We start from the raw sequence: 12,837 nt of genomic DNA on the forward strand, positions 1-12,837 counted from the left end.
TCCGTTCATGCCGTCCGCCTCTGCACCTGGGACACAGGCACGGGGGCATCACGCCAGTCGCGAGAGGCTCCCCGCCCTCACCCTCGTACCGGGTTCGCAGCTCGGTCTGCGTACCGTCGGCTGCCACCTTGTAGGCGCTGATGCGGATGGACATGTCGACCATGCTCCGGATAAACCTCGACCATCGCGGCGACGTTCGAGGCGACCCTCGGGCGTCAAGTCAGTGTCACTCAGAGGGCGTCAAACCGGTGTCATTCGAGGTGCTGCGTGGCTAGCCTCGGACCATGACGACTACGCCCGAGCGTGACCGAGTTCCCAACGACGTACTCACCTCCGTACGCAAGTCGATGAACCTGAGCCAAGACGAGTTCGCCCAGGGATTACGTGGCGCAGGGGAAGAACTGGGCGAACCGAACGACGCTTCCAAGCGACTCGTGCAACGCTGGGAGTCCGGGAGGACCAGGACGTGCCGCCCGCTGTACGCGCGAGCGTTGAAACAGTTCACTGGCCGCGCCCCCGAGTCGCTGGGGTTCGCGATCCCTATGACACGCGTCCACTCGGACGGCGCAGGAGGCCACGACATGGAAGCTGGGGAAGTCGGCACGACCAGTGCCGTCACAAGCCCGGAGCCGGAGACGCAGGGCGAGTACGCGGGGATCTGGCTGTCTCGGTACGAGTTCTACTCGTCCAGCCGTGACGAGACTTTCAACTGCAAGCACCATGTTGTGATCGTGCAGCACGGCAACAGGCTCACAGCCCAGAGTCTGCCCGGAGCGTCGACCAACCCGCACAGCCCTCTGTCTCTGGACCTGTCCGTGGACCGGAACATCATCACAGGCACGTGGACGGAACAGACGGCAGTGGACGGCTATTACCACGGCGCCCGCTACCACGGTGCCGTCCAGCTTCTGACTGAGCCGACAGGCCGACGTATGACAGGCAAGTGGGTCGGGTTCGGGAAGGACTTCGACGTGAACACCGGACCCTGGGAGCTTCGCCTGCTCGACCGCTCCACGGGACGGGCCAGCGTCGAAAGGTACTCGGCTTCCCCAGAGTGAGTGGCAGGCTGGCCACGTGACCAACGCATGACCAACAGCGGCCTGAAACGGCCCGAAACAGCTGGTACGCATGACCAACCCTGGTGGTCAAGAAGTGGGCCTCTGGGGTACGTTTCCCCCAGGTCAGACACGAAGAGGGCTGGTGCCCGAGTAGAGAGTTCAAGTCCCCTTCGGACACCAGCAGGAGCCCCACTTCGGTGAGGTTCTCTTGCGTCACTCGTCGACCGCACCCATCGGTGCGACGAAGGAGAGGCCCCACGGATCGCCACAGGACCTCACCCTCCGCAAGCCGTTCAACGGACGGGACATCACAGAGGGTCGAGCAGCCCTCTGCTCTCCACCGACTTCTCCCCTGCGTAGGTAATCCGCACCACATCCTGCGCAGCGTGAACCAACGACTTCTCGTCGAGCGCCCGCACAGTGCGACGCAGGTTCGCCCTGGCGGACAACGGCATCCATTCCATGAGCTCGGCATACCCTGCCCCCCGCGTACCCCGTCGATAGAGCACGACGAGAATGCGGTCACCGGCTCGCAGGTCGGGTCTGAGCACCTTCTGGAACTCACCGAAGTCCTGGACAACAGGCACTCGCCTTGTCACTAGCCCCTCCACCAGTGCACGAGCATGGTCGGGAGTGGTCCCACCACTGAGCCTGACGAATTCCGCCAAGACCCAGTCGAGTACCCCGACCACCAAGGTGGCGTCCTGAAGGTTCGGATCGATCCCGTCCGCCAGATGTGCGGCGTCCCGGCTGTTGCGGATGTCGTAGACGAGACGCAGATTCCGTGGGATGTGCACCCTGATCGACTTGGGGTGGTTGGCGGCCGGGAGGGACTGAAGCCGCTTCGTCACTCCCTCGGTGTCAAGGTTGCCGCCGAGGGGGGTATACGTACCACTGGTGGCGAACTCCAAGAGCCGATAAGCAGCCTCACAGAAACGTCCCCCCTCTACCGCACTGAGGCGGTGACCACCGAGGTAGAAGTTACGCTGAGCCTGTTCGTACGACTCAACCAGTTCCCCGACCAGGAGGGGGTCATAGCTAACCCCGAGCACTTCAGTAACGGTGACTACCACTATTCCCCCTTACTCTGCTGAACCTTCTTCGAGGCAGACTCTCGGGGGCGCCGCGATTTGAACGGAGTATCGCTGAGTACCGCCTTCAAAGCTCCACGGTCCGGAAGAGCTTCCACGACCATCTCGCCCCTCGGCGTCACCTGCTTCTTTCCGTAACCAGCAGTGACGAGGTACCCGCTCTGCCTGTCGGCCTTGTCCACGTCCCGGGATGGATTACCGAACTTGTGAGCGGCAGCCTCGGTGTTCAGCTGCACAATGTCTTTGACCGTGAAGTGCGGAGTTTCCCTGTGGTGTGCGAGGTAGTACCCGAGGCAGGCGATACGCTCCACCAATGACTGCGGCTTCTTCTGACTGACGAAATCACGCGGACTCAAGGCGCCCCCGTCGGCGCGATGGGCAGCGTCCACGCCATTGCCGTCACAATCTGGCGAGGTCTGCCCATCTGCACTGCCTCCGAATACCACCGAGATCCGAGCCCCCCGAACTTCTCCCATCCACTTGACGGCACGGCACCAGCTTTCATCGTCGAGGGGCTTCGCGGCATCGTGCATGGTGTGCATGGCCACAAGCTCGACGTGGGCGCGGTCGGCCTCCTCACTCCGCCCTGTCTGCGACACCTGAAACTCGTCTACCCCCTTCGGCGACCTGATGACCATTCCCTGGACGACGGAACCGTTCGACTCAATCACTTGAACTCCCTGGATGGCGCGACTGGAAGATCCTTGACGCATCAGCGTCGGAGGGTCACTCTCACACAGGGAATGTCGCAGTTATGTCGCAGCGGAATCGACGTGTCGCCGGAGGAACAGAATGCGGGCACGGAAGGCAGCACTTGACCTTGACTTGCAGACCGGTGGCTCTACGTGCACTTCCGAGAGAGGTCAGGGAGCCGCCACCTCCCTGACCTCTCAGACACAGAGCGGCCAGGTGGCCAGCGATCTGCTGAGACATCTCCTCACCACGGATTCCAGGTATCTCACGCAGTGGCAGAAGCGCGCCCGCCGAAAGGGCGCATACATCAATCAGTCCGCTGTCGCGAACGTCCTGGACGATTACTTGTTCGAGTCCGGAGAGGGGTGCTCGGGCAAGGGAACTCGGTCTCTCAAAGACCGGGTGTCCCGGGCTCTCTCCGGAACCAGTCTCTCCTGGGAAACTCTGGGCTGGTTCATCAACGCATTTTCCATGAGCGACATCGACGCCAATCGACTCCGAGAAGCCCACGGTGGCAGCGCTCATGGCCCGTCAGGAATCTCGCATACGCTCCGTGGGCGAAGAGAACTCGCCCGACCACAGCGCCATCGGACCATGAACCTCATCGAGAGGTACGAAGTCGGCCCCACGGGCACGCTGGCTTCCCGCCACACGAGCCAGGTCATCCGTGCTGCCGAGGACGGCGTGACAGCGTACTTCTTCAACCATGAGCCCGAAGCCGCCAGTATCGAAGTGCTTCACGGCGGAAGACTCGGCAGACGGTACGAATACGGCGGAGGACTTCTAGGGGTCGAGATCATGCTCTGTGACCCACTCGACCGCTCTGACGTGGCCTTACTGGAGTACCGCACAGCATTTTCCCCCACCTCCTCCCGCGCGATGGAAGTGCGCAGGCCTGCCTTCGCCCGCGCGGAGAACGTTTCGCTGTCCGTGCGATTCACCGGCGAAAGACGCCCGCGGAAGGCCTGGACCTGTGTCTGGGACGATCCCCTTGGCGAACAGCCAGTGGAGGAGGAAAGCGTCGGCCCCGGAGGCGACTCCCTCTACCGGTTTCTTCCGTACATCGAGGAGACCGTCGTAGGGTTCCGCTGGCAGTAGCCGAGTCGGCCGATGGGCCATTCTGAGCGGAGAGACACGACGATGAGGGGCCGCAGAAGGGCTCCCGGAGCCCCGCTCGCGCAGCGGGACGGGATCGACCCGGTGCGCGTGCGGTTGCCGGAGGATCCCGAGGGGCGCTGGGGAAGCGTCGGGGAGCATCTTCTTGCGCGGTTCGGCGGGGCGATCGGGGCCGAGCGCGTCGCGGCGATGCTCAGTGAGGGGCGGTTCGTGGGGGCCGAGGGGGCGGCCGTGCGGGGCGATGAGCCGTACACCGCCGGGCGGTACCTCTGGTTCCACCGGGACTTCGCGGCCGAGGAGCCGGTGCCCTTCCCGGTCGGGGTCGTGTACCGGGACGCGCATCTGGTGGTCGCCGACAAGCCGCACTTCCTGGCCACCACACCCCGGGGGCGGCACATCACGGAGACCGCGGTGGCCCGGCTTCGGCGGGAGCTGGGGCTGCCCGCCCTTCAGCCCGCGCACCGGCTGGACCGGCTGACGGCGGGGCTCGTGCTCCTCGTGGTGCGGCCCGAGGAGCGGGGCGCGTACCAGACGCTGTTCCGGGACCGGCTGGTGCGGAAGGAGTACGAGGCGGTGGCCCCCTACGACCCGGAGCTGGTCCTCCCACGGACCGTACGGAGCCGGATCGTGAAGGAGCGCGGGGTGCTCGCCGCCCGGGAGGAGCCGGGCGAGGCGAACAGTGAGAGCCGGGTGGAGCTGGTGGAGCACCGGGGGCCGCTCGGGCGCTACCGGCTGCTGCCCGCGACCGGGCGGACCCATCAGCTGCGGGTCCATATGAACGCGCTGGGGGTGCCGATCGTCCACGATCCGCTGTATCCGGTGGTGGCAGCGGAGACGCTCCCTGAGGACTTCTCCCGGCCTCTCCAGCTGCTGGCGCGGGTACTGGAGTTCACCGATCCGGTCAGCGGGGAGCCGCGCCGCTTCGAGAGCGGGCTGCGGCTCTCCGCCTGGCCGGAGAAGTGAGGGGGGCGCGGCTCAGTGGCCGCGCTTGATCCAGTCGTCGAGCTGCGGGGCCTCGGCGCCGATGGTGGTGGGGTCGCCATGGCCGGTGCGGACGGCCGTGTCGCCGGGGAGGGTGAGCAGCCGGTCCCGGATCGAGTCGATGATCGTCGGGAAGTCCGAGAAGGACCGGCCGGTGGCGCCGGGGCCGCCCTGGAAGAGCGTGTCGCCCGTGAAGACCGTGCCGAGGCCGGGGGCGTAGAGGCAGACCGCGCCGGGGGCGTGGCCCGGGGTGTGCAGGACCGTGAGGGTGGTGCCTGCCACGGTCAGTTCCTGACCGTCGGTCAGGGTGCCGTCGGGGGCGCGGTCCGGGTGGGTCCGCTGCCAGAGCGGGAGGTCGTCCGGGTGGAGCAGGATCGGGGCGCCGGTGGCCTCGGCGAGGGCGGGGGCGGCGTCGATGTGGTCGTTGTGCGCGTGGGTGCAGACGATGGCGCGCAGCGTACGGCCGCCGAGTGCGGCCTCGATGGCGGCGGCGTCGTGGGCGGCGTCGATGACGATCGCCTCGGTGTCGTCGCCGACGATCCAGACGTTGTTGTCGACGTCCCACTCGCCGCCGTCGAGGGCGAAGGTGCCGGAGGTGACCAGGTGGTCGATGCGGGCGGCCATCAGAGGACCACCACCGAGCGCAGGACGTCGCCGTCGTGCATCCGGGCGAAGGCCTGCTCGACGTCGCCCAGGCCGATGGTCTCGGTGACGAAGGCGGCGAGGTCGAGGCGGCCCTGCTGGTGGAGGTCGATGAGCATCGGGAAGTCGCGGGAGGGCAGGCAGTCGCCGTACCAGGACGACTTGAGCGAGCCGCCGCGGCCGAAGACGTCCAGGAGCGGCAGTTCGAGCTTCATGTCCGGGGTGGGGACCCCGACGAGGACGACCGTTCCGGCGAGGTCGCGGGCGTAGAAGGCCTGTTCGTACGTCTCGGGGCGGCCGACGGCCTCGATGACGACGTCGGCGCCGTTTCCGCCGGTGAGGGCGCGGATGGCCTCGACGGGGTCGGTGGAGCGGGAGTTGACGGTGTGGGTGGCGCCCATCCTCTTCGCCGTCTCCAGCTTGCGGTCGTCGATGTCGACCGCGATGATCTTCGCCGCGCCGGCCAGCCGGGACCCCGCGATCGCCGCGTCGCCGACGCCGCCGCAGCCGATGACGGCGACCGAGTCGCCGCGGCCGACCTGGCCGGTGTTGATGGCGGCGCCGATGCCCGCCATGACGCCGCAGCCGAGGAGCCCCGCGACCTCGGGGGCGACCTCGGGATCGACCTTGGTGCACTGGCCGGAGGCGACGAGGGTCTTCTCGGCGAAGGCCCCGATGCCGAGGGCGGGCGACAGCTCCGTGCCGTCGAGCAGCGTCATCTTCTGCTTGGCGTTGTGGGTGTCGAAGCAGTACCAGGGGCGGCCGCGCAGGCAGGCGCGGCACTGGCCGCACACCGCACGCCAGTTGAGGATGACGAAGTCGCCGGGGGCGACGTCGCTGACGCCTTCGCCGACCGACTCCACGACGCCCGCCGCCTCGTGGCCGAGGAGGAAGGGGAACTCGTCGTTGATGCCGCCCTGTTTGTAGTGGAGGTCGGTGTGGCAGACGCCGCACGCCTGGATCTTCACGACGGCCTCACCGGGGCCGGGGTCCGGGACCACGATCGTCTCGACCCGCACCGGCTCGTTCCTCCCCGGTGCGATGACTGCCTGGACCTGCTGTGCCATAACCCTGCTCTCCCTGCTCCCGAGCTTCGCGAAGATCGAACGCGGACCACCGTACGCCTCGGGGGCGGGTCCTGTGCCACGTCGTGCGGAAGGCTCCGGGGGCTGCCCGACAGCGCCTACGGAGCGAGCACGTCCAGCTCGTGCAGGGCGCCGACCGCGATCTCCTTGGTGATCCGCTCAGCGGCCTCCGGGTCGCCCTCGCGGACCGCCTCGGCGAGCCGGACATGCAGGGTGACGGCGGCCGGGTCGGGGTCCTCGAACATGACCTGGTGGTGGGTGCGGCCCGCGAGCACCTCGGCGACGACGTCCCCGAGCCGGGCGAACATCTCGTTGCCGGAGGCGTTGAGGACGATCCGGTGGAAGGCGATGTCGTGTTCGAGGTAGCCCTCCAGTTGCCCGCCGCGCGAGGTGGCGACCATGCCGAGGGCTCGCTCGGTGAGCTCGGCGCACTGTTCGGCGGTGGCGTGGCGGGCGGCGAGGGAGGCGGCGACCGGTTCGATCGCGGAGCGCAGCACGGTGAGGGAGCGCAGCTGGCGGGGGCGGTCGGAGCCGGCCAGGCGCCAGCGGATGACCTGGGGGTCGTAGACGTTCCAGGCCTCGGTGGGGCGGACGGTCACCCCGACCCGGCGGCGGGACTCGACCAGGTGCATGGATTCCAGGACCCGGACCACTTCGCGGACGACCGTACGGGAGACGTCGAAGCGCTGGGCGAGCTCGTCGGTGCGCAGCACGCTGCCGGGCGGGCACTGGCCGGAGGAGATCTCCAGACCCAGGGTGTCCAGCACATGTGTATGCAGCCCCTGGCTCTGTGTGGTCATGGGTCAAGCCTACGGGGAGGCCCCCGGGAAGAAAAAGTACGACGTTTACATCACAGACTCTTGAATACGTCGTACCTAATGGGTTTCAGTAGCGCGACGGACCGATGTCGAAGAAGACAGCGAGGCACCCATGAGCACCCCCCACGTCGTCGTGGTGATGGGCGTAGCAGGAACCGGCAAGACCACGATCGGTCCCCTGCTCGCCGCCGAACTCGGCGTTCCGTACGCCGAGGGCGACGACTTCCATCCCCCGGCGAACATCGCCAAGATGTCGGCCGGCATCCCCCTGGACGACGACGACCGCCGGCCGTGGCTGGACGCCATCGGTGAGTGGGCGCACGGGCGGGCGGGGCTCGGCGGAGTCGTCTCCAGCTCGGCGCTCAAGCGGATCTACCGCGACCGGCTGCGGGACGGCGCCCCGCACGTCGTCTTCCTGCATCTGACCGGTGACCGGGCGCTGATCGAGGAACGGATGGCGGACCGCAAGGGCCACTTCATGCCCACCGCTCTGCTCGACTCCCAGTTCGCGACGTTGCAGCCGCTCCGGGCCGACGAGGCCGGGGTGAGCGTCGACGTGTCCGGCACTCCTGAGGAAATCACCCAGCGAGCCGTCGCCGCGCTGCGCCGGCTCGAAGACTAAGGACCACCACCGTGACCAGTCTCAGCGTCGAGATGCTGGCAGCGGACGCCGCCGAACCGATCACCTCGGCAGGCAACGCGCAGTTGGGCATCGCCGTACTGGCGGGCATCGCCGTCATCGTTCTCCTGATCACCAAGCTGAAGATGCACGCGTTCCTGGCGCTGACCATCGGTTCGCTGGCGCTCGGCTCCTTCGCCGGGGCCGCGCCGGCCGACACGATCGCCAGTTTCACCGCGGGCCTCGGCTCCACCGTCGCGAGCGTGGGCGTCCTCATCGCGCTGGGCGCCATCCTGGGCAAGCTGCTCGCCGACTCCGGCGGGGCGGACCAGATCGTCGACACCATCCTGGCGAGGGCGAGCCGGGGGGCCATGCCGTGGGCGATGGTCCTCATCGCCTCGATCATCGGTCTGCCGCTCTTCTTCGAGGTCGGGATCGTGCTGATGATCCCGGTGGTGCTGCTCGTCGCCAAGCGCGGCAACTTCTCCCTGATGCGGATCGGCATCCCGGCGCTGGCCGGGCTCTCCGTGATGCACGGACTCATCCCGCCGCACCCCGGCCCACTGGTCGCCATCGACGCCCTGGACGCCAACCTCGGCGTGACACTGGCGCTCGGTGTGCTGGTCGCCGTCCCGACAGTGATCATCGCCGGGCCGGTCTTCTCCCGCTACGCCGCGCGCTGGGTGGACATCGAGCCGCCGGAGAAGATGATTCCGCAGCGCCCGTCCGAGGAGCTGGACCGGCGCCCGAGCTTCGGCGCCACCCTGGTGACGATCCTGCTGCCGGTCGTGCTGATGCTGCTCAAGGCGCTCGTCGAGATCGTGGTGGACGACCCCGGGAACAGCGTCCAGCGGATCACCGATGTGATCGGTTCGCCGCTGATCGCGCTGCTCGCCGCCGTACTCCTCGGCATGGTCACCCTCGGCCGGGCCGCCGGGTTCACCAGGGGCCGGCTCGCCGGGACGGTGGAGAAGTCGCTCGCCCCGATCGCCGGGATCCTGCTGATCGTCGGCGCGGGCGGTGGCTTCAAGCAGACGCTGATCGACGCCGGGGTGGGGCGGATGATCCTGGACTTCTCCGAGAACTGGTCGGTCCCCGCCCTGCTGCTCGGCTGGCTGATCGCCGTCGCGATCCGCCTCGCCACCGGTTCGGCCACGGTCGCCACCATCTCCGCCGCCGGTCTGGCCGCCCCGCTCGCGGCCGACATGTCGACCTCGCACGCGGCCCTGCTGGTGCTGGCGATCGGTGCCGGTTCGCTCTTCTTCAGCCATGTGAACGACGCCGGGTTCTGGCTGGTGAAGGAGTACTTCGGGATGGACGTCGGCCAGACCGTGAAGACCTGGTCGGTGATGGAGACGATCATCTCCGTCGTGGCGATCGCCTTCATCCTGCCGCTGTCGCTGTTGCTGTAGCGGTCCCGTACAGCCCCGTACTCCGTGTGCCCGCCCCGGATCCCCTCCGCGGCGGGCACACGGCGTACGTAGGGGGTGTTCAGCGGTCGGCGGACTCGCTCTCGGCCGCCTTCTCCAGCCGGAACGCCTCGTTGCCGAGGCCGATACGGGCGTGCACCTCGGGCTTGACCGAACGCAGGACCGTTCCGTACACGAGACCGCCCACGAGCGCGAGGGCGATCACCCCGGGCAGCAGCCAGCTGAGGGCGGAACCGGGGCCGGTGCCGACCAGCACGTCGAAGTCGCGGACGGTGAAGACGGCGATCGACAGGAGCGCGAGTCCGGCGAGGCCGGAGGCGACCAGGCGCGGGGCCTGGGCCCGGCCCGCGCCGCGCTTGACGAAGAAGGCGATGACGGCGAAGGAGGCCGCTGCCATCAGCAGGATCACGCCGAGCGCCCCGACGTTGCCCATCCAGGTGAAGAGCCGCAGGACGGGGACGGCGGGGTCACCGACCGGGTTGTCGTCGGTGAGGGCGAAGGCCAGCACGATCACCACGGAGACACCGGACTGGAGCAGCGAGCCGGTGCCGGGGGCGCCGCTCGCCCGGTTGGTACGGCCGAAGCGGGCGGGCAGCAGACCCTCGCGGCCCATCGCGAACGCGTAGCGGGCGACGACGTTGTGGAAGCTGAGGAGCGCCGCGAACATCCCGGTGACGAAGAGGATGTGCAGGACGTCGGTGAAGGTGGAGCCGAGCCGCTCCTCGGTGAGCCCGAACAGCAGGCCGGGGCCCTCCTTGAGGGAGGAGCCGGCGATGGAGCCCGGCCCGGCGGCAACGGTCAGCGCCCAGGAGCTGATCGCCAGGAACAGCGCGGCGTAGCCCACGGCGAGGAACATCACCCGGGACACGACGACCTGCGGGCGGCTGGTCTCCTCCGCGTACACAGGGGCCTGCTCGAAGCCGACGAACGCGGCGATGCAGAAGCACAGGGCGGTGCCGAGACCCACGCCGGTCAGGGTCTCGGGGTTGAAGGCGTGCAGCGACAGGCCCTCGGGGCCCGGCTTGCTCACGGCGGCGATGTCGAAGATCACGACGAGCGCGCACTCGATGACCAGCAGCACACCGAGCACCTTGGCATTGAGGTCGATCTTCAACCAGCCGAGGACGCCGACGACGGCCGCCGAGACCAGGGCCGGTATCCACCACGCCACCTCGATATCGAGGTACGTGGCGAAGATGACGGAGACCTCGAAGCCGAGGATGCCGTAGATGCCGACCTGCATCGCGCTGTACGCGACCAGCGCCACGAGCGAGGCGCCGGCGCCGGCGGTCGGGCCGAGGCCGCGGGCGATGTAGGCGTAGAACGCGCCCGCGTTGTGGACGTGCCGGCTCATCTCGGCGTAGCCGAAGCCGAACAGCATCAGGACGATGCCGAGGATGATGTAGAGGAGGGGCTGGCCGACGATGCCCATCACGCCGAAGACCGTGGGCATCACCCCGGCGACGACCATCAGGGGGGCGCTGGCGGCGACCACCGAGAGGAGCAGGCCGGAGGTGCCGAGCCGGTTCGCGCGCAGGGCGCGTTCCTCGCCCTTGTAGGTGTTGATCCCGCCGGTATCGGTCGTCACCTTCGTGGTGCCGGTCTCGCTGGAAAACGAACTGCCCGTCGACATGGCGGGGGTGGTCCCTTCTTCGGTGGTGGCGATGGGTGCGACGTGCGTCAGGGGGTGCCGAGTGCGTACGCCCGCGCGGCGGCGAACGCGTCGTGGGGCTCGCGGCCGGAGTACGACCAGGGGGCGGCGGTGGCATACGGGCCGATGCGGTGGAAGAGTGCGGCGGCCTCGGCGGTCCGGCCCTCGCAGACCTTGGCGTGGGCCAGGAAGTTGAGGTCGACGCGGTGGCGCGGGTGGTCCTCGCGCTCCCACTCCAGCCACCAGTCGAAGGCGGCCTTCATCACCTGACGGGCCCGGCGCCCCGACCAGTGGCCGGACGCCACCGGGTCGTCGGGCTCGATGCCCGCGGCGGCCAGGACCCGGTAGCGCTCGGCATGGGCGATGACCGGGAGAACGGCCAGCGGGGAGTCGGCGGGGGCCTGTTCGGCGGCCCAGGCGGCGAAGTCGTACACCTCGTGGAGCGGGTCCTGACCGCTCTCGGGGCTGCTTTCGGCCAGCAGACCGGTCATCAGGTGGTGGGCGTGGTGGTGGTCGGGGTGCCGGGAGCGCACTTCCTCGAAGAGCCTGCCGCACTCGTCACCGCCGCCCTCGCGCCCCCGGTCCAGAAGAAGCAGCGCCAGCCAGGGGGTGGGGTCCTCGGGGGTGATCCGGGCCGCGGCCAGACAGGCTTCCCGGGCGCGGACGGCGTCGGCGGGCCTGGCCTTGGGCCGCAGGGCCCGGGCGACGGCGGCGCAGCCCAGCAGCGTGGCGGCGTCTGCGCTCTCGGGTTCGACGAGCAGCCAGTCACCGGCCCAGTCGACGGCGGACGGGGTCCCGGCGAGGGCGAGGCAACGATGTCCGCGGCGGTCCCAGTCCGGCCCGGTGGCCACGAGAAGGGCGCGCGCCTCGGACCACCTGCCCTGGGTGAACCGGTCGCGGACGGCGATGAGTTCGCTGTCGTCGAGGGCGGGGTCGAAGGCACGGTCCGGGCGGCTGCCCCGACGGCGGGAGCGGCCCAGGGGCGGCGGAGGCGGGGACATGCCGCAGACTTCCTTCGACGCGGTGTGCGAGCGGATGATCGCGCACAGCCAAGCGGTAGGCAAGGCCCCGCGTCAAGGGGAGCCTTGCGTCAACTCGGCTCGCTTTCCTGACAGTTGGCTGGAAGTCACCCAGCCGGGCGAGGCGTGCGGGCGGGGCGGGCGGGCACGGAGTGGCGCCTGACACACTGGGGGAATGGAACCTCGCGAACCTCTCAGCCCCTACCTTCTCGCCTTTCCCGGGCCGCTGCGCGACCAGCTGGTGGCAGCGGTCCTGTCCGGCGAGAAGGTGTCCACCTCCGGACTGCTGGCCGAGTACGAACGGGAGCGGGAAGAGCTTCCCCCCGTGGGCGAACGGTCCGCGCTGATCGACTCGGAAGGGCGGGAGGTGGCGGTGCTGGAGATGACCGGCGTACGGGTGCTGCCGCTCGGGGAGGTGGATCTGCAGCATGCGCTGGACGAGGGCGAGGGGTACACGTCGGTGGCCGAGTGGCGGGCGGCGCACGAGGCGTTCTGGCACAGCGCGGAGATGCGGGAGGCGCTGGGCGATCCGTCGTTCACGGTGAACGACGAGACGCTGATCGTGGCGGAGCGGTTTCGCGTGGTCGAGCGGCTGGGGTGAGTACCGGGGCTCTGCCCCGGCCCCCGCTCCCCC

General features: G+C 68.8%; 13 protein-coding genes. 6 read left to right on the forward strand and 7 right to left on the reverse strand.

From position 1 onward, the window contains the following. Positions 1-284: 284 nt before the first annotated feature. Positions 285-1,058, forward strand: coding sequence for a helix-turn-helix domain-containing protein (locus tag RI138_RS04820; RefSeq protein WP_311118894.1), 774 nt, complete (start codon positions 285-287; stop codon positions 1,056-1,058). Between the two features lie 308 nt (positions 1,059-1,366). On the opposite strand, the gene RI138_RS04825 is transcribed toward RI138_RS04820, so the two are convergent. Together RI138_RS04825 and RI138_RS04830 are read right to left on the reverse strand one after the other, a co-directional pair. Beyond that, positions 1,367-2,131, reverse strand: coding sequence for a hypothetical protein (locus tag RI138_RS04825; RefSeq protein ID WP_311118895.1), 765 nt, complete (start codon positions 2,129-2,131; stop codon positions 1,367-1,369). Then, a complete protein-coding gene (locus RI138_RS04830) occupies positions 2,131-2,820 on the reverse strand; it encodes a hypothetical protein (RefSeq protein ID WP_311118896.1) in 690 nt (229 codons plus the stop codon). The genes RI138_RS04825 and RI138_RS04830 overlap by 1 nt, the downstream gene beginning before the upstream one ends. A 238-nt stretch (positions 2,821-3,058) precedes the next feature. Here RI138_RS04830 and RI138_RS04835 point away from each other — a divergent pair, with 238 nt between their 5' ends. Together RI138_RS04835 and RI138_RS04840 are read left to right on the forward strand one after the other, a co-directional pair. Continuing rightward, complete coding sequence (locus RI138_RS04835) at positions 3,059-3,940, forward strand: hypothetical protein (protein ID WP_311118897.1); 882 nt, start codon at positions 3,059-3,061, stop codon at positions 3,938-3,940. A gap of 42 nt (positions 3,941-3,982) precedes the next feature. Then, entirely contained in the window at positions 3,983-4,921 is a 939-nt protein-coding gene (locus RI138_RS04840; protein ID WP_311118898.1) for an RluA family pseudouridine synthase, read from the forward strand. A 12-nt stretch (positions 4,922-4,933) separates the two neighbouring features. Here RI138_RS04840 and RI138_RS04845 read toward each other — a convergent pair whose 3' ends face one another. The 3 genes from RI138_RS04845 to RI138_RS04855 form a co-directional block, all read right to left on the reverse strand. Then, positions 4,934-5,563 (reverse strand): MBL fold metallo-hydrolase, encoded by a 630-nt coding sequence (locus tag RI138_RS04845; RefSeq protein ID WP_096627860.1) that lies wholly within the window; start codon positions 5,561-5,563, stop codon positions 4,934-4,936. Beyond that, complete coding sequence (locus RI138_RS04850) at positions 5,563-6,648, reverse strand: S-(hydroxymethyl)mycothiol dehydrogenase (RefSeq protein WP_311118899.1); 1,086 nt, start codon at positions 6,646-6,648, stop codon at positions 5,563-5,565. Before RI138_RS04850 ends, RI138_RS04845 begins: the two co-directional genes overlap by 1 nt. Before the next feature lie 116 nt (positions 6,649-6,764). Then, positions 6,765-7,466: a FadR/GntR family transcriptional regulator gene (locus RI138_RS04855; RefSeq protein ID WP_311118900.1), complete on the reverse strand. Its 702-nt coding sequence runs from the start codon at positions 7,464-7,466 to the stop codon at positions 6,765-6,767. Positions 7,467-7,596: 130 nt separating this feature from the next. On the opposite strand from RI138_RS04855, the gene RI138_RS04860 reads away from it, so the two are divergent. Then, entirely contained in the window at positions 7,597-8,106 is a 510-nt protein-coding gene (locus RI138_RS04860) for a gluconokinase (protein ID WP_096627856.1), read from the forward strand. Between the two features lie 11 nt (positions 8,107-8,117). Further along, the gene (locus RI138_RS04865) at positions 8,118-9,515 is read left to right on the forward strand and encodes a GntP family permease (RefSeq protein ID WP_311118901.1); all 1,398 of its coding nucleotides are present in this window, start codon (positions 8,118-8,120) and stop codon (positions 9,513-9,515) included. Positions 9,516-9,594: 79 nt separating this feature from the next. Here the strand turns inward: RI138_RS04865 and RI138_RS04870 are convergent, their stop codons facing one another. After that, complete coding sequence (locus tag RI138_RS04870) at positions 9,595-11,166, reverse strand: APC family permease (RefSeq protein WP_311118902.1); 1,572 nt, start codon at positions 11,164-11,166, stop codon at positions 9,595-9,597. 47 nt (positions 11,167-11,213) lie between these two features. Further along, a complete protein-coding gene (locus RI138_RS04875; protein ID WP_311118903.1) occupies positions 11,214-12,185 on the reverse strand; it encodes a hypothetical protein in 972 nt (323 codons plus the stop codon). A gap of 193 nt (positions 12,186-12,378) precedes the next feature. On the opposite strand from RI138_RS04875, the gene RI138_RS04880 reads away from it, so the two are divergent. After that, positions 12,379-12,804 carry an ASCH domain-containing protein gene (locus RI138_RS04880; RefSeq protein WP_311118904.1) on the forward strand — a complete coding sequence of 142 codons (426 nt, stop codon included), beginning with the start codon at positions 12,379-12,381 and terminating at the stop codon, positions 12,802-12,804. Positions 12,805-12,837: the final 33 nt, after the last annotated feature.

It is taken from the genome of Streptomyces durocortorensis, assembly GCF_031760065.1.
Taxonomy (GTDB): domain Bacteria; phylum Actinomycetota; class Actinomycetes; order Streptomycetales; family Streptomycetaceae; genus Streptomyces.